The 18,781-nt window shown below is 73.4% G+C and carries 3 protein-coding genes and 1 pseudogene; 3 read left to right on the forward strand and 1 reads right to left on the reverse strand.

What is annotated here, in order from left to right; all coding sequences use genetic code 11:
* Positions 1-7 precede the first annotated feature (7 nt).
* Positions 8-15,511, forward strand: a complete 15,504-nt coding sequence (locus ACFV4F_RS07665) for a toxin glutamine deamidase domain-containing protein (RefSeq protein WP_380500812.1) — start codon at positions 8-10, stop codon at positions 15,509-15,511.
* Positions 15,508-15,945: a hypothetical protein gene (locus ACFV4F_RS07670; protein WP_380500814.1), complete on the forward strand. Its 438-nt coding sequence runs from the start codon at positions 15,508-15,510 to the stop codon at positions 15,943-15,945. The genes ACFV4F_RS07665 and ACFV4F_RS07670 overlap by 4 nt, the downstream gene beginning before the upstream one ends.
* 75 nt (positions 15,946-16,020) lie before the next feature.
* On the opposite strand, the gene ACFV4F_RS07675 is transcribed toward ACFV4F_RS07670, so the two are convergent.
* Entirely contained in the window at positions 16,021-18,024 is a 2,004-nt protein-coding gene (locus tag ACFV4F_RS07675) for a hypothetical protein (protein WP_380500816.1), read from the reverse strand.
* Positions 18,025-18,263: 239 nt separating this feature from the next.
* Between ACFV4F_RS07675 and ACFV4F_RS07680 the strand changes: the two are divergent.
* A pseudogene (locus ACFV4F_RS07680) lies at positions 18,264-18,781 on the forward strand (hypothetical protein); the annotation flags it as partial.

Here is an 18,781-nt window from a genome sequence, read left to right on the forward strand (position 1 = left end):
ACCACCCTTGTCGTACTCGTCGATCGACCCCGGCCCGAAGCTCGCCGGCTTCTTCGGCGTGGTCTCGGGCTCGCCCTGGCCCGCGGCCAACGAGGGCGACCTGCGGGAGATCCGCGACGCGTACGAGCAGTTGGCGAAGGACCTGCCCGATCTGCGCCGGCTGATCGCGACGGTGGCGGTCAAGGCCCGGCAGGAGTTCGAGGGCGAGGCCGCCCGGCAGTTCAGCCTGGCGATGAACCAGTTCATCGGCGTCGGGGGCGGCGACGACTACGTCTCGGCGGCGGCCGATACCGCCAAGGCGCTCGCGGACTGCGCGGGCGACGTCGCCAACCAGGTCGAGTACACCAAGTGGATGGCGATCGCCCAGCTGGCGGACCTGCTGTTCGAGATCGCGCTGGCGACGTTCTGGGCGCCCTTCACCTTCGGCGCGGACTTCGCCGGGCTGTCGCTCAAGTACTTCTTCACGCGCGAAGCGCTGCAGCTGCTGCTGAAGTACCTGATCAAGACGATCCTGATGCACACCTTCTCGGGCGTCGTGAAGGGCATGCTGATGGACTCGATCATCCAGGGCATCCAGATGGCCGACGGCGACCGGCACACCTACGACGTGGACGCCTTCAAGCAGAGCCTGCTGAACGGCTTCGTCGGCGGCCTCATCTCGGGTCCGGTCAGCGTGTTCGGGATGGGCCTCGGCAAGCTGATCGGCAGCCTGGTCGGCAAGAGCGGGGGGTCGGTCCTGGCCAAGGAGCTCGAATCCGTCCTCAAGAACGGCGACAAGGAGGCGCTCAAGCACCTCCTGGACACGGCGACCAAGCACGTGGGCAGCGCGGCGCTCGCCGACCTGGAGAAGGCCGGAGCCAAGGCGATCGGCAAGGGCGTCGGGGAGGGCCTGGGCGAGGGCGCGGGCAAGGGGATCGGGAAGGGGCTCGGCAAGGGCGTCGGCGACGGTCTCGGCGAGGGGGCCGGCAGCGGCGTCGGCAAGGGTGTTGGCAAGGGCGCCGGCGAGGCCGCCTCGGGGACGGCCGGCAAGGTGCTGGGCGACGCGGAGGCGAAGGCCTTCGCGAAGTCGATCGGCAAGGAGATGTGGCACCTCGAACCCTTCCTCAAGGAGGGGTTCGGCAAGGCGGGCGCCGGCTCGATCGCCGAGAAGTTCGGCGAGAACGTCGCGGGCAGCTTCGAGAAGCACCTCGGCGGCGTGCTGGGCAAGGACGCGGCCAGGAGCCTGGGCAATGAGTACGCCGAGGCGTTCGTCGCCGGCTGGACCAAGCACGGCGCCGCGAACGACTCGCTGAGCACCGTGCTGCGCAGCCTCCTGGACCACGGCGGGTCGGACCTCGGCGAGCACGGCATCTCCGCGCTGGCCGACCACCTCCCGAACCTGGCCGCCCACCTCGGCGAGGGGAACAGGCTCTACCGGCTCGGCGCCATGCTCGGCGAGCACCTGGTGGAGGGGGCGCAGGGCAACCTCTCCGAGGGCCTCTACAACCTGATCTTCGACGACAAGCACCAGTTCACGACCGGCTTCAACACCTTCGGCGCGGGCATGGCGATGGGCCTGGTCGGCAAGGGCGTGCACCACGCCCTCCACCTGACCGGGATCGGGCACAAGTGGGCCGCCTACGTCGAGCACCTGCAGGTCAAGGCGATCGACGACGGCAAGGGCGCCTACTACCCGGCCTACCACCCGCTGACCCTCTTCTCCCTGGCGAGCAACCTCGCCGGACACGCCGCGCCCTTCCCGGTGCCCCGGCGCGGGCCGACGGACGAGGTGGTCAACGCGGGCCACGTCCTCGCCTACTCCCGGGGGCTGGGCGGGGCACCGGACGTCGAGTACGCGGCACTGTTCGCCAAGGCCTTCGGACACGCGGACTTCGAGACGCTGTTCGCCGACCCGGCGCCCAAGCCCGTGCCGACCACGTCGGGCGGCGGCGCCACCAGCACGGGGAAGGGCAAGCAGGACACCGGCGGTACCGGCGGCGGGAAGGCCGACCGCCCGGCCCCCGTGCGGACCGAGAGCGGCACCAAGTCCTCGGAGCGCCCCAAGCCCGTCCGAACGGACAGCAGTTGGAGCGGCACGACCCTCGTCGACGAGCCGGTGGGCCCGGCCCGGCCGGGCAAGACGGTGGGCGGGTCCGACGAGACCAAGCACGCCGTCGCCGCCGGCACGCCCGAGGCGGCCCCCGAGCGTCCGAGGCGGCCCCGCACGACCGGCGGCGGCCCGGACCACGGGCCCGCCGACCCGCCGCAGCCGCCGTCGCGCCGTCGCGGCCGGGACGAGTACGAGGGCGGCCACGACGGCACCGACCTCCCGGTCCCGCCGGAGCCGCCGGCCAAGCGCCCGCGGCCGGAGGAGGCCCCCGTCCCGCGTGCGCTGGACTCCTTCCTGCACGAGTTCTCCGACGGCGGCCACACCACGCCCGGCCCCGCGGCCCGGCACGCCCTGGAGCAGGCCGTGACCGGGCCGGACGGTCCGAAGAAGTTCGCCCACCCGCAGGAGTTCGTCGAGCTGATCAACCCCCGCGACGGCGACGGCAGCCTGCTCGGGGACGTCAACTGCGTGGCGGCCGCGATGGCCTTCCACTCCACCTTCCGCGGCGAACCGCAGGTCGCCCCCGGCCTGTCCGAGCCCCACCCCGGCGCGGCCGGCGACCTCCAGCACTGGACCGGGCAGGCCGCCGAGTACGTCGGCCTCGGCGCGGCCGGGCTCGACGAGGTGGCCCTGCGGGTCGCCGCGGGCGGGCCCGGCTCGGCGGCGATCGTCCTCGCCTGGACCGCGGACGGCCAGGGCCACGCCTGGAACCTCGTCAACGTCCCCGGCGGCGGCCTGGTGTGGGTCGACGCCCAGCAGGGACTGCACTCCCCGGGCGACCACCCGCTGCCGAAGGACGTCACCCGGGTCTGGGCGATCGCGCACGACGCCGACGGCCGGCCGCTGCGCGGCGACGGCCCGTTCAACAGCGCCGCCGACCACGTGGACGAGCGCCTCGCCCACCCGACCCCCACGGACGCCTTCACCGGCACGGACGGTCCCTCGCAGACCGGCACCGAACCCGCCCGCCCGGAACCGGCCTTCGCGCCGCCCGGCGAGCGCGTCCCGGTGGCCGGCGACGGCCTGTGCCTCCTCAACTCGGTCGCCGTCAGCGGCCCCGAGCTCCGGATGACGCCGGACGCGATGAAGCGAGCGGTCTCCGAGCACCTCGCCAAGCAGGGCCCCGGGACGCTGCCGCCCGAGGTCGTCCGCGGCTACCGCAAGACCGCCACCAAGGACCTGGGCGAGGAACTGGCCGGGCGGAGCCGCCCCGAGCTCCTGAACGTCCTGCTGGACCTCGGCGTCGCGGACGTCGGCACCCACGAGGTCGTTCCGGCGTCGCTGCTGCGCGACCGCTACGTGACCGCGCTCGCGAAGGAACTCGCGGGCCCGGGCGGCGACGTGGCGGCGGCGACGGCGCACGCCGAACAGACCGTGAAGTGGAAGTTCAAGAACCCGGACGAGCAGAAGGCCGCCGAGACGTACCTGCGCGACCACGGCCAGGAGCCGGCCGCCGACCCGCACGACCTGCGCCGTCAGTACGTCGACGAGCGGGTGGCGCAGGGCGACGACCGCCACCGGGTCGAGGAGGAGGTCGGCTGGAACCTCGCCGACGGCGCCGTCGGCTCCCGGGAGCAGTTCGAGTACCTGCTCGGCCGCCCGGAGCAGATCGGCCTGCACGACCTCTCCGACGCCGGCCTCGCCGACCTCCAGGTCTGGCACCGGACCATCTCCGACGCGCCGCTGTCGCCCGAGGAGTTCGCGGGACTGAAGGACGCCGTCGAGAACTGGGAGGGCTCCTGGTGGCGCGGCTACGGCGAGGCCTTCCCGCCGCTGCTGGCCGACGCCCTCGGCCTGCGCCTGCGCATCCTCGGCCCGGACGGCCTCGGCGGCCACACCGAGTACCTGCGGTACGGGCCGCAGGACGGCCACCAGGTGACGGTGTACTACAACGGCACCAACCACTACGACGGCAGCCGCCCGCCCGTACCGGCGCCGCCGGTGGACGGCCCCGCGTCCAAGCGGCCGGTCGAGCACGACGGCCCGGTGCTGCCGCCCGTCCCGCACAGCGTGCCCACCGTCAGCGGCGGCGTCGACCGGCCGGGGCCCGAGTCCAAGCCGAAGCCCGTACCCGCGGAAACCCCTGCTCCCAAGGAAACCCCCACCCCCAAGCCCGCCGAGACCGCCCCGCACCGCCCGGACGTCCCCAGCATCGTCATCACCGAGGCGGACCACGACCCCCTCCACAACCCCGGGCCGCCGGCCTCCCCGCCGGCGTCGGTGCTCGCCATGTCCGTGTTCTCCACCGAGTCCGGCGGCAGCCACGACCACCCCTACGACGACCCCGCGTTCACGCCGGCGAAGCCGCTCGGCCCCGACGAGCTGCGCCTGCCCCCGGCCCGGATCACCAACCACCGCAGGCTCTCGGCCTCCGACCTCGTCGTCGGCCTGCACCACGGGGACACCGCCGTCCACGAGGAGATCGTCAAGCTCTTCGAGTCCGCCTTCAAGAACGACCTGCCTGCCGCCCGTACGCTCGCGAAGGACTTCTTCGACCCGGCCGCGCTGCGCCCCCGCCTGACCGCCCTCTCCCGGGGCGACGTGTGGGAGGCGCCGTTCGACACCAACGGCTGGAAGGGCAAGATCTCCGTCCGGGTGGACGTGGACGGTCTGGTCCACCAGGAGACCGCGAAGAGCGTCGAGTTCGAGAACGGCTCGGACCGGCACGCCTCCGTCGGTCTCCAGGACGACACCCTGGACCGCTTCAACGCCTCCCTCCAGGGCAAGTTCAAGGCCGGCAGGGCCGACGTCACCGAGACCTTCGGCTACCAGCACGACTCGGTGAAGGGCGGCAGCTCGATCGAGGTCGGCCGGTCGATCGCCCGCGGCAAGACCGTGGAGCCGGGCGCCCTGTTCGCCGGGAAGCTCCACCTGGCCGTCGACTTCACCGAACTCACCCACCACGGTGAGCCGGTGCCCGCCGAGCCCGGCGAGCGCGTGCGGCGGCTGGACATCGGTGCCACCGTCGGCATCCCGGTCCGCGACACCCTGGACGCCCACGGCGCGCCCGTGCCGCCGGCCAAGGACAAGCTCTTCGCCCCGCCCCCGCGCGTGGTGGAGGGGCGGCGCCTGGGCGGCTCCGACATCGTGCTCGACGTCTCCACCCACCGGCACGGCCGGCCGGACTCCGACCACCCGATGCAGGAGGTCCTCGACGGCGTCGAGAAGACCGCCGAGGAGGTGCTCGGCGGGCTGTGGCCCGCGCTGCGCGAGAAGCTGACCGCCGAGCTCGACACGACCCGGCTCCAGCAGGACCTCAAGAGCATGATGTCCGGCGAGCCCACCCGCATCGAGGTGGTCGACAAGACCGGCCTCGTGACCGGCTCGGTGGAGATCACCGCCTCCGTCAAGGCCATGTGGCAGCAGGGGAACACGCCGCAGACCGAGTTCAACGTCGGCACCGGCGTCCAGCGCGTGCGCACCGAGCAGGAGGGCGCCGGCCACGGCCTGCAGCTCCCACTGCCCGGCGTGGTCTCCGGCAGCGCGGTCGACAAGTCGAGCGGCACGGGCGGCGGCGGCCTCCAGCTCATCAAGGACCGGGTGCGGATCTCCGGCAGCAGCCAGGAGGTCCTGCTCACCACCAAGACCAAGGGCCCCGGCGTGGTCTACGACGGCCGCGCCGAACTCACCCTGACGTTCGAGAGGGACTCGCCGCTCGGGAAGGCCGGCGGCACCGCGACGACCTCCGTCGACTTCCGCTCCCTGATCGAGGAGGCCGAGGCGCGCAAGGTCGAGGACACCGGCACCGGCGACCCCACCCTCTTCATCGCCACCGAGGCCCCGCAGCCCCACCGGCCGAAGACCTTCGAGCCCGGCAGCACCGTCCCCAGCCCGCCCGACGACGTCTGGCGGCGCCCCGACGGCACCGGCGGCGGCTTCGGCGACACCGCCACCGTGCGCGACCTGCCCACCGTCGAGCCGCTGCACCGCGAGGTCGAGCAGCTCGGCCAGGAGGTGCTCGGCAGCGCCTGGAAGGACGTCAGGCACGACGTCCGGCAGCTCTTCAGCCACCCGATGGTCGCCTCCCACCTGACCGCGATGACCCGCGGCACCCGGCTGGAGCTCCCCGAGCAGACGGCCGCCGCGCTGCTCAGGCACGGCGTCAAGGTCTCCGCCGTCGCCCACGTCACCGAGCTGCACTACAAGCGGCCCAACGCCAAGGCCGAGCTCAACCCGGTCGACGAGAGCACCTCCTTCACGTCCGGCCGCAAGCTGATCTCGGACACCAAGTCCGGGCAGGGCTCGGCCGGTGGCACCGCAGCGCTGCCCGGCAAGACGTCCATGGACGTCGGCGGCGGGTACTCCCGCCAGGTCCGCGACCGCGACGGCTGGCGCGACGGCACCTCGCACAAGGTCTACGCGAACGGCAAGTACGCCCGCCCGCAGGAGGTCTACGACGCCGGGATCGGCGTCGAGGTCAAGCTGACCGTGGACGGCGAGGAGCACACGGTCACCGTCCCGATCCGGGCCGAGGTCAGCCTCGACGCCAAGGAGACCGGCCGGCACACCGTCGGCCCGGACGGGCACGCGCACTTCACCGGTCCCGGCGCCGGCACCCCGGTCGTCCACGAGGGCCCCGCCGACCCGCACGACCCGCCACGCCGGATCACCGACCGCGGCGCGCTGAGCGCCTCCGACGTCGTGCACAGCTTCGGCAACGGCGACACAGCCGTCCTGGACGGCATCGAGCGCGCCCTGAAGCGCGAGTTCGGCTCCGTGCCGGACGACGTCCTGACGAAGATCAAGGGCCGGTTCGACCCGATCGCCCTCAAGCCGCAGCTGTCCAAGCTGTCCCGCGGCGGGCAGCTCACCGAGCACGTCTCCATCCACGGCTGGGACACCACCGTCACCGTCAGGGCCGGGCTCGGCAAGGACTTCCGGCACACCGACACGGTCGAGAAGTTCGAGTTCGAGCTGGGCACCCAGACCCGGGTGTCGACCGGCGTCAGCAAGGACCGGCGCGTCCGCGACGTCTTCTCGGCCCCGTTCCGCTTCAAGCTGCCCTACGTCGACCTCGGCCTCACCCTCGCCCGCCGCAACGACTTCGTGCACGGCTCCGCCGTGGACACCACGGGTGCCACCGTCAGCAAGGGCAAGACCGTCGAGCCGGCCGGACTGTTCAGCGGCACCGCCGAGTTCACCGTCCACATCGAGTCGAGGAAGCTCGGTCAGAAGGTCACCGCGCCGGACCTCACGGTGCCCGTCCACACCACCGTCGCCGTCCCGCTGCGCGACGCCCCCCTGCACGGCGCCACCGAGCCCGCGCCGCCGAAGAAGCCGCTCGACCCGCCCGCCCGCATCGAGAAGACCCACCGCCTCGGCTCCTCCGACGTCGTCACCGACGTCCACCCGCTGCGCCCGAGCAGCGGCGAGGAGGGGGCGAAGCCGTGGTCGGTCGGCGAGTCCGCCGTGGCCGGCATCGACCGGCGCGGCGCCGGGGTGCTCGGCTCCGACTGGCCCGGGATGAAGGAGAAGATCCTCGCCGAACTCGACGTCACCAAGCTCCAGCCGCAGCTCAAGTCGATGATGGCCGGCCACGAGATCGTGGTGAAGCACGGCCGCGGCACGGTGCGGATCACCGCCGCCGTCTCCCGGCTTGAGCACACCGGAGAGACGGCCCAGACGGAGTTCACCACCGGCACCCAGGTGCAGAAGACCGTCGCCAGCTCGGACGGCGTCACCAGCTACGGCGCCGGCACCGGCAACACCGTCACCGTCTCCGTCCAGGGAACGAGCAACCCGCTGCCGATCGGCCCGGCCGTCACGGCGGGCGGCTCGGTCACCCACTCCTGGGGGCACGACCAGCTCGACGTCCAGGCGCAGCGCAGCACCGCCGGCGCCGCGACCAAGACCAAGCTCGCCGGCAGCAGCTACACCGGCGAGGCGACGCTGTACTTCCGCATGGAGCGCCGCCCGTTGCTGTCCCTCGGCGACCCGAACCGGCTCGTGCCGCCCGGCGGGGACCACGTGCCCGGGACGGCCTTCGACCACCTCAAGTCGGCCGCGGGGCAGGCCTGGCGCGGGGTGAGGAAGCTCGGCACGACGATCCACGGCGTCGACACCGCGAAGGTCGGCTTCGAGGCGGCGGTCGAGGCGGGGGAGGGGCGCCCGTCCAAGGGTCCCAAGCCCACCGCGTTCGAGGCGCCCGAGCACCGCACCGCGCCCGCCCCTTCCCCGGCGCCCACCGAACCGCCGGTCGAGACCACGGTCAAGGCGCCGCCGGTCCGGGTCTGGAGCGAGGGCCTGCGCGATATCGACGTCATGCGCTGGCTCGGCGACGCCGGCGGCGTGCAGGACATCCTGCGGCTGCGCGGCCGCGAGTTCTTCGGCTCCCGCACCTGGGACCGGATGGAGGACCTCGCCCGCAACACCGCCGACCACGCCAAGCTCGCCAGCCACTTCGGATCGGCCACCCGCGGCGAGGAGATCGGCACGCCCTCGCCCGGCCGCCGGCCGCTGGTGTCGGACGGCGGCGTGAAGGTCAATCTGAAGGTCCTGCAGCTGGAGTACGACCGCACCGACGGCAAGGTCGAACTCAGCCCGTCCAACGCGACCTCCACCAGCTCGACGAGGACGAGGCTCGACTGGTCGCTCTGGGGCGGTCAGGTGCAGGGCGGTGTGAAGGCGGACCTCGGAGCGGCCGAGGGCACGTTCCAGGCGGTCGTCGGCGGCTCGCACCGCAGCCGGGAGGGTCTGGCGCTCGGCGACTCGGGGCAGGTCGTCTCGCACGCGAAGTTCAACACGCCGATGGCGCGCTACGACGGCTTCGCGGAGGTCGAGGTCGTGTTCTTCAAGGGCGACAAGGAGGTGGTCGAGAGGGGCGTCATCCCGATCACGGTGGACATCCCGGAGCGGGAGACCACCGACGCCAAGGTGATGAGCGACCACTACCTGGCGTTCAGTGAGGACAGCCCGAACGGCACCGCGCTGCCGAAGCACCCGGCGGCGCCCGCGCCGAAGCCGGAACCGGCGTCCGAGGCGGCGCCGGCACCCAAGTCAGAGCCCAAGTCAGAGCCGAAGCCCGAGCCGGCGCCGGCACCCAATCCGGAACCCGCCCCGAAGCCGAAGCCCGAGCCCGAGCCGCGTCCCAAGGCGACCTCCGTGGAGGAGGACATCTTCCGGTCGCTCGTGAACGACCCCCCGCCGATCGGGCTCGACCCGGGGCACACCCCGCTGCCGGAGGGCGCCCCGAAGCCGGGGACGGTGAAGTCCGGCCGCCCCACCCTCGTCGAGGACGGCCCGGTCCACGAGCCGCAGAGCGCCGTCATCGAGACCGCCGCGACCCCCGAACTCCCCGAGCCGCCCGCGCAGGGCGCCCCGCACCCCGGCCCGAACCTGTCGGACATGCTGCCCGAGTCCTCCTGGTGGCGCCTGTTCATCGACCCCAACGTCCACGCCGCCGCGCTCTCGCACTCCTCCGGCGACGCCGCGAACCACCTGGACACGACCAAGTACCCGGGCTTCCGCCGGGGCATGACGGAGCTGTACCGCGAGGTGCTGGACGGCTCGCCCGGCGGCCGCGACTGGTCGCGGATCGACGCCCGCGCCTACGAGGAACTGCACGACCTCGCGACCCGTCACCTCGTCGAGGGCCACGGCTCGAACGTCGCGACGGTCTGGTCCGGTACCAGGGACGGCACGTTCACGACGATGCGCGGCACCGGCCGGACGTCCATGGCGTCCGACCTGGCCGACGAGCGGATCGGCGGCCACAAGCTCGTCGCGGACTTCACCGCCGGCCCGGTGGCGCGCGAGGAGAAGCAGCCGCTGGTGCTGTTCACCCGCGGCCAGGCCCGCGAGGGCATGATCTCGATCAACTACCCGCAAGGCACCGCGCCCGACCACGTCCAGGCCGCGCTCGACCACTACTACGCCGAGGTGGCGGCGGCCGGCGCCGACCGCGCCAAGCTGGTCGCGATCGCCCGGGTGACCAGGTCGCTGCAGATGATCCAGCCGTTCACCGACGCCAACAGCCGGGTGAACGTCAGCGTGCTGATGCAGAAGTTCCTGCTCGAACAGGGCTTCCGGCCGGCCGTCCTGACCAACTCCTTCGAGCTGTTCCTCGGCGGCTACACCGCGCACGAGATCGCCGACCACCTGGTCGAGGGCATGGCCGGGTTCGACCAGCTGGCCGCGGGCTCCGCCGGCGACCTGTTCAACACGGCCGCCGGGCCGGGCGAGCACGTGGTCACCCAGGTCGCCGACGCCCTCGGCCTGCCCGGCGGCACGAGCCCCGGGGACGAGGCCGTCCGCCACCACCAGGTGCTCGACCTGGTCCGGCTCGGCCGGTCGCTGTACGGCGACGGCGTGCCCGCGCTGGACGAGTCGGGGGTGCGGCTGCTCCGGACGGTCCACGAGCTGTCCGACCTCGCGCACGCGAAGTTCCCGGGCCGGACGACCGCAACGGCCGTCGCGGGCTACGCGCACCACCTGCACGGCGTCGGCGCCGAGAACCTGACGACGGAACACCTGCGGACGACCGCCGACGCGATCGGCGAGGCGCTCGCGGACGGGCAGCCGCTCACCGAGGACGCCATCCGCGCCAAGCTGCGCCCGGTCACGACCGACTTGCTCGACGACGACGCGCTGAAGGACTTCCGGGGAGCCGTGCACGAGGAGCCGGCGCCCGTACCGGTCCCCAACCCGGCGGCAGGGAAGGTCGCTTGGGAGTCGGTGACGTACGAGGCCCCGGCCGACGGCAAGATCCCGACGCCGTTCGACGTTCACGAGCTCGCCGAGGGCGGCGCGCCGCTGACCGCGGACGGGCTGGCGGAGAAGCTGATGCCGAAGCTCTTCGACCTGGACATGGGTTCGTTCCGGCTCGTGCTGAAGGCGGACCACGGCTCGCTGGGCGACGACCCGCTGGCGGTCGTGCGCCAGACGGCGGACCGCCTCATGACCCCGATCGACCTGCTGCTCGCGGACGACAAGGGCGCCGTCCACCTGGTGAGCTTCGACGACGCCGGCCGCCACAGCGCCCCGCAGCCGCTGGAGACCCACCACCAGCCGCCCACCGGGCACTTGGCATCCGAGCCCCGGCCCGAGGACCACCCCGACCCGCACCCCGCGGACGTGCCGGACCACCGGCCCGAGCGCGTGCACGAGATCGTCGACGCGCTCGTCGACGCCCACGCGGGCTCCGACGTGCGCTGGTTGGCCGATCCCGACAGCCCGGCCGCGCAGCTGAACGAGACCGGCGCCGCCGTCTCGCGCTTCCCGAAGGACCCGCGCTTCTTCTCCGTCGCCTTCCACTCGGAGCACGCCGACGGCGCCCCGACCTGGCACGGGCGGCGGGTCACTCCGGAGGAGCTCGCGGACGTCCTGGTGGAGCTGCGCCGGCGCGGGATCTGGCCGGAGGGCAAGCCGCTGCAGTTCCCCGCCTGCGAGTTCGGCACCGGCGGCGCCTCGTCCTACGCGGGCGAGGTGATGCGGGCGCTGCGCGGCAAGGTGGCGGGCCCGCTGGAGGCGTACGTCCCCGAGGGCAGGCTGTGGTTCGTGCCGAAGCCCACCGGCCCGTTCACCGTGGAGGCGGAGGGGCCCGGCCACCTGGTCGTGGCCAAGGCCGTCGGTTTCGGCCCCGACGGCCTGCCGGTCGTCGTGCCGGGCGGCACGTGGCTCAAGGTCTCGCTGCCGGAGGAGGTGCCCGGCGACCAGCCGCACCACGAGCCCCACGTCGAGGAGTTGGGCGCGCACCTGCCATCCGACCCGTCTGCGTCCGAGGGCTCGCTGCCGGAGGGCCTGCACTGGTCGTCCGGCCCGGACGTCGCACACGAGATGCCGGGCGCGACACCCTTCGGTCCCAGACGGATGCTCTACGGCGCGCCGGAGTACGCCGAGGCGACCCGCGAGTTCGAGAAGAAGCTCGGCACGCACTGCTACGACCTGCCCGAGGCGAAGGCCGCGGCGCGTGCCGCGCTGGGCAGGTTGCGGGACGTGATCGGGAAGGCGTTCCCCGAGGCGTCGGCGGCGGAGCACCTCGCGCCGATGCTCAAGGACGACCCGACGTCCGCGGGGCAGGTCGGCACGGCCCTCACCGAGGACCAGTTCGACACGCTCGTCCGGAGCGGCAACCTGCGCGAGGTGATGACGGCCTTCTTCAACGGGGCCTACTTCAAGGACTCCGCGATGAGCCTCAAGTCGCTGCTCAACGACATCGTCGACCGCAAGGACTGGGAGCGCGCGCAGGAGCTCGGCCTGAACGTGGCGGAGCTCAAGAAGACCCGGGAGTACCTGGACAGCCCGCTGCGCAAGACGCTCCACGACACCCTCCAGCGGGCCAATCCCAAGCTGGCCACCATGTTCGAGCGGGACGTCTTCGCGACGGGCACCGTGCTGGCCCAGTCGAAGACCTGGTTCTCCGACGGCGTCGACTTCGTGACCAGCATCAGGGCCCGCAGGCCGCGCCCCGGGAACGAGGTCCCCGCTCCGACGGCCCACGAGCTCGAGAACCTCGGGCTCCAGCTGAGCCGACGGGAGATGGAGTTCCTCAAGGTCAACCCGCTGGCCTGGGAGCTGGTCGGGATCCGGCCGGAGGAGGTGCCGGCCGAGTCCCTGCACGTGCTGAGCAGCGGCGAGTACGACCTGGAACGCGTCCGCGCGGAGGACGGGGTGCTCGGCGTGTACGTCGAGCCCGACCCGGAGACCGGCGAGAGCCGGGTGATCAAGCTGGTCGAGCACGAGGGCGACCCGCTGCGGCCGGGGGAGATCGGGCCGGACACGCCGCTCAGCTGGCGCACCGGCGAGGCGGTCCACCAGCTGGACCACGACTCCTCCTGGTACGCGACGGTCAACGGGGAGCTGGGCATGCGGGCGGTCGCCGGCGTCTCGGCGACCGCGGCCAAGATGATGACGGCGTTCAAGCTGCTCGACATCGACGCGTCGCACGCCGACGACATGGTCAAGGCCCTGTTCGGCTGGATGCTGCCGGTCGGCGACCACTCGGTGTACGAGATCCTCAAGGGCGTCGAGGCCTCCGGCGCGACCGTGCCGCTGAACCCGAAGGCCCTGAAGTCCGCCGAGGGGATGTACCGCAACCTCCCGGGGATCGGGCTCAAGGAGGTGCGCCGCCTCCTCGGCGACAAGGAGAACATGCTGCCGCACGAGCAGGTCTACGCGGCGAAGGTGCGGGCGACGCTGCCCGGCGGGGGCTTCGGGGAACCCGGCGAGTTCCACGTGAACACGCTGAACGGCCGTCGGCGGATCTTCGAGCTGCTGGCCGGGCAGCAGGACACCTCGGGCTACGACACCGATGACGTCGAGCGCGTCAAGCGGTGGCTCGCGACCAACGGGAAGACTCCGCAGGAGGTGCTGGAGTCGCTCACCCCGGCCCATTTCTACGCCCTGGCGGCGTACACCGGTCCTGCGTTCCCACTGATCAACGTGATGATGAGGCCCGGCGGCTCGCTCGACCGGGTCCTGCTGATCCAGATCGAGCACGTGCTGCGGGGCACCGAGTTCCCCCAGGTCCTCGCGGGCCACCCGGCGATCAGCCATCTCGTCGGGCGGCGGTCCTTCGCCTCGAAGGCGGACGAGGCGGCGCACTACAGGCAGATGATGGCGCTCGTCAGGACGGACGTCCTGCCGGGCCTCAAGGCGGAGATGCGCGAGCACATCCGGATGCTGAGGGAGGCGCTGGACCTGCTGCCCGGGGCCGACGGCCGCGTCTACCGGGGCACCGCGTCCATCTCGTTCAAGAAGTTCACCGGATTCTCCCCGGTCTACCGCGGTTCGGAGATCGTCAACAAGGACTTCTCCAGCGCCAGCCGCAGGTACGCCACCGCGGAGAAGTTCATGAACGGCCGGAAGACCTTCCCGGGCCTCCAGAAGACGATGGTGACCATGAACCTCAAGGGGTACGGCGCGGGCAAGGACATCTCGGCCTTCTCGGTCCAGATCCAGGAGGACGAGGTCCTGGGCGTCCCGGGTGCCAAGCACACGATCATCCAGCGCCGGCTCGGCAGGAAGGGCGAGCTGCACATCGACGCGCTGGAGGCCTCGTCGTCCACGACGTTCGCCTCGCCGACCCGGCCGGGGACACCGAGGTCGGCAGCCGTCCGCGCGACCGACGCCGAGTTGCGGGCGCACCTGGCGCACCTCAGCGGTGAGCGCGGGCTGGACAACCACAAGGACCTGTGGGCGCTGGGTGTGACGATCGGTGTCCCGAACGCGGACAAGCCGGCCGCCGCGGCCAAGACCTTCCTGTTCACGAGCGAGAAGGAGCAGAAGGAGATCGGCCTGCGGACGTGGCACGTCGCGCGGTTGGCCGCCGACATCCACGGCGGCGCCGGCATGCTCAAGGTCTCCGGGCTCACGACCATGCGCCGGGTCACCGACGTGGTGCGCGAAGGGCTCGGCCTGAAGGCCGGGACGGTCGTGGAGAAGGAGCACCTGGACGGCTACGTACGGAAGGTGAAGGGCGCCGACCAGAACGCGAAGGTCGAGCCGGCGGAGCGCCTGCGGCTGATCAAACTCGTCGAAGCGCTCAAGGAGCCGGATTCGCACGCACGTGTCACGTCGGACGCGGTCGCCAAGGCCTGGAACACCCAGGCTCCCGGCACGCCCCGTACCCCGCGCTTCGGGAGCGGCTCGTACTTCTCCGGCACCCCGGGCACACCGGGGACGCCGCACACGCCCGGTACGCCCGGCACGCCGACGACACCGGGGACGCCGAGCGGGCACGAGCTGCGCCTGGACGAGGGGCCCGACGCGCCCGCCGACGAGGGGCGGACCGTCCTCACCCTCAGCGGGCCGTCCGGCCTCCACGCACGGATGCAGATGCAGGCCGCCATCGCCCTGTTCCCGAACGACACGCGCTTCCTCGCCGTGTCCATGCACACCGACGACGGTGTCCCGGTCTACCGGGGCGAGCCCGTCCTGCCCGGGGTCGTGGCGGACCTGCTGATCGCCCAGAAGACCGCGGGCGAGTGGGACGGCGCGAAACCGGTCCAGTTCGTGGCCTGCCGCCTCGGGTACGGGGTCTCCGCCAGCTACGCCGCTCAGGTGATGAAGGCCCTGTGGGAGAAGGACCCCACGATCACGGCACCGGGCTACGCCGGCGACGGCACCGTCTGGTTCGTGCCGAAGGTGGACCAGACCGGCACGGTCGACGAGTCGGCGCGCGGGTACCTGGTGGTGGCGGACAAGGTGGGCATGACGAGCGCCGGCCGGCCCGGGATCAGCACCGGGGCCAACTGGTACCGGTTCGAGAAGCCCGCCGACGGAACGTCCGTCCCGGTCGTGCACAGGCTCGGCCCCTACCTCCCGCCCGGCGGGGACTCGGCACCCCGCCCGGAGAACTACTTCCCGGTCGACGACACCAAGGATTTCGCCGAGAACGGTGACATCCGCGGTGCGGTACCGTTCCGCCAGACCCGCCCGGACGCCGGGCTGGCCGACCAGATCTTCCAGGAGCTGAGCACATGACGCAGGAGTTCGCCGTCGCGGTGGTCTTCGACACCGTCGACCCGCTGACCGGGCCGGAGTTCGCCGGTGACCACCCGGTGATCGGGGACGCCGCCGAGCGCGACGCGCTGGTCGGCTACCTGGACGCGGCGGCCCCGGTGCTGATGACCCCCATGCTGATGGACGACGTGCTCGCCCCGGAGCGCCCCGGCAGCGTCCCGATGAACTTCCGCTGCGACGGCCGGTGGATCTGGACCGACACCGTCACCTACTACCTGCACCGCTACGGGCTCGCCCCCGAGCCGGGGCTGCTCGCGCACGTCCGGGAGCGGGTCGCGGCGGGCGAGGGGCCCGGGGAGCTCGCGCCGGAGGTGCAGGAGCGGGCGGTGGCGCAGCTGCTGGCACCGCCGGAGGCGGGTCAGGAGCCGGTGTGGGAGGTCGGCCAGGGCAGTTGAGGCCGTGCACGGCGAACGGCCCCCGGGCGGTGAGGAGTTCACCGGCCGGGGGCCGTTCGCCGTCTCGGGGCGGGGTCAGCCGGAGTGGCGTCCGCGGCGGCGTTCGCGGGCCAGGCCGAGGGCGACGCCGCCCGCGATCATGGTGCCGCCGGCGACCGTCAGCATGGTGGACAGGCCCTCGGAGCCGGTCGCGGCCAGGCTGCTGCCGGAGGGCCCGGCTCCCGCGGCCGCGGCGCTGCTGTGGGTGCCGGACGGCGCGGCCGTGGCCGAACCGGTCGCCGTCGCCGTACCGGTGGGCGAGGCGGCCGGTGCGGGCCCGACTGCCGCGGGGGCCGTCGCCTTGGCGGTCGTGCTCGGCTTCGGCGCCGGGGTGCCGGGCGGGGCCGTGGCCGGGCCGCTGGTGGGCGCCGGGTCGGGGGCAGGCGCGGGGGCGGCGCCGCCGCGCTCGGCGAGCTGCTGGGCGTACAGGCTCTCGGGCTGCACGGGGGTGCCGGTGGAGACGAGGACGCCGGTCTGGCGGCCCTCGACCGGCGTGCCCCGGGTGCCGAAGGCCCAGTTGTGCGCGGTGGGCGGGTTCTCCACGCCGTAGTAGCCGACGTCGGCGTTCCACATGACCTGGTTGGCGCCGGCCCAGCCCTGGCCGGAGCCCGCGTTGGCGCGGTTGGTCAGCGCGAGGTCGTCGCTCGGGCCGCGCGAGTGGAGCATCGTGATGTCGTCGTACAGGGTGCCGGTGGCCCAGCGCTGGTGCGGGCCCGCGTCCAGGCGGAAGCCGCCGGTGTTGTCCGAGGTGCAGTGCGAGAACACGTTGGGCCCGGCCACCCGGGCCCCGGTCAGCCACGCGTGGACGTTGCTGCCGCTCACCTTGCAGTTGACGACGAGGCTCTGCTGGCCGTCGATGCTGTACGCGCCGGGCTGGGCGAACGGCGCGCGCTGCGGGACGGCGTGCTCCATGCCGGTCGCGCTGGTGTCGGCGACGGTGACGCGGGACGCGGTGGCGCCGATCGAGCCGACGCCCGCGCCGAACCGGTCGGCGGCGATGTCGCGCGCCCAGGCGTCCTGCACGGCGGCGAAGTCCACGAAGCGGCTCGCGAAGTAGCCGTGCTCGTCGTAGCCGGGGGCGGACGTGAAGGCCGAGCCGTCGGCGCTGAAGCCCTCCACGCCGACCTGCGAGATCCGGCCCGGGAAGTCGTAGGCCCACACCTTGGCGTGGGTGTACTGCTTCTCCAGGGCGTTGGTCAGCGGGATGTCGAGCGTGACCCTGTTGCCGTCGACCGCGGTGACGGTGCGCTGGAACTGCAGGCCGTCGTTGGGGGTCCACGGCTTGGACGGCGTGCCGTCCGGGCGCGGCGGGATGCTGTCCATGCCGACGGCCTTGATCCACGCGTCCTCCTGCGGGCGCTGGACGACGATCTGCTGGCCCGCCTTCAGGCCCGCCGCCGAGTCCAGCGTCAGCGTCGTCGCGCCCACCGGGACGTAGTCGTCGGTGACGGCGTGCTCGGCGCCGTTCTTCTGCGGCGCGCCCTCGCCGGCGAGCTCGACCAGCGGCCGGGGCTCGCCCGAGGCGACCAGCTTCGTCCCGCCGCTCCCGCTGCCCGCGCCGCGCAGCACCACGCCGGACGCCTTGATCCGCAGCGCCTTGCCGACCCGGAACGTGCCCGCCGACAGCATCACGGCGCCGCGCAGCCCGTCCGGGCCGACCGGCATCGCGGCGACCTTGTCGAGCGCCTGCTGGATCCGGTCGGCGTCGTCGCCGGAGGGGGCCGGGTCCAGCGTGACGGCGACCTTCGCGGTCGGCAGCGGCTGGGCGCCGTTGCGGTAGCCGGCGTAGGAGAAGTCGGGGATCCGGTTGCCCTGCGCGTCGTGCCCGTACACCAGGCGGCCGTTGGCGACGTGCAGCCAGTCCGTCCCGCCGGCGGCCGGTGCGTCCGGTGCATCCGGCGCGGAGCTCCCGGGGGCGGCGGGACGCGGGGCGGCGGCGAGGGCGGCCGGTGCCGCCCAGGCGGCGGCCAGTCCGGCGAGGGCGGAGACGGCGACGGCTGCGCGCAGCGCGGCGCGCCGGCCGACACGGTCGTGGGACATGGACTCTCCTCGGTCGGGGCCTGAAAAACCTCGACAGGGTGAACGCCCCGCCGTGGCCCGGCGGTTCAGCGGCCCGGCGGGAGGGCGGCCGTGAACGGGCGAAAGTTCCGGCTCCCGGGGTGAACCGTGGGCCGGGCTCCGTCCGTGCACCGTGGCGGAGGCTCCGGCGGCACGGCGTCGGCGCCTCGCGGGAACGGGACACGGGACAACGGGAACCCGACGGGAGCCAGGGAGCTGTGGTGGGCACGAGCCAGGAAACGAACGGCGGCGCATCGACCGGGTACCGGCTGCCGGCGGTGGCTTGGGGGATGGACGAGGGCGGGGCGGAGGGCACGAGCGCTGCGGCGCCGGTGGCCCAGCCCGCTCCTGCCCCTGCCTCCGTTGCGCTGCCCGCCCCTGCGGCGGCCGGCCGGCCCGGTGTTCCCGCCGCCGCCCGCCTGGTCGCGCTCAAGCGCGCCATCGCGCAGGCCCCCGCCCGGGCGGCGAGGACACTCGCCTCGGTCGCCCCCCATGCCGCCGGCCCGGCCGCCACCGGGACCGGCACCAGCTCCACCGCGCCTGCGGAGCCCGCCGCGCCGGCCGCGCCCAGCTCGACCGACGAGGCCGGCGCGCTCGAACCAGCGGGGGAGCGCGCCGGCCGCCGACGGGTGCCCCGCCCGGCCGTCGCCGCGGCCGCCGTCGGCGGCGGGCGGTTTGGGCTCCCGCGCGGTGTTGGGCGGGGCGGGGTGGGCGCCCACCCCGGCGTGCCGCGCGGCGG

This window comes from Kitasatospora sp. NPDC059722 (genome assembly GCF_042733235.1).
In the GTDB taxonomy this organism is placed as follows: Bacteria; Actinomycetota; Actinomycetes; order Streptomycetales; family Streptomycetaceae; genus Kitasatospora.

Coding starts and splice junctions, on each gene's coding strand:
- ACFV4F_RS07670 (WP_380500814.1), top strand. CDS start 15,508: ATGACGCAGGAGTTCGCCGTCGCGGTGGTCTTCGACACCGTCGACCCG.
- ACFV4F_RS07675 (WP_380500816.1), bottom strand. CDS start 18,024: ATGTCCCACGACCGTGTCGGCCGGCGCGCCGCGCTGCGCGCAGCCGTC.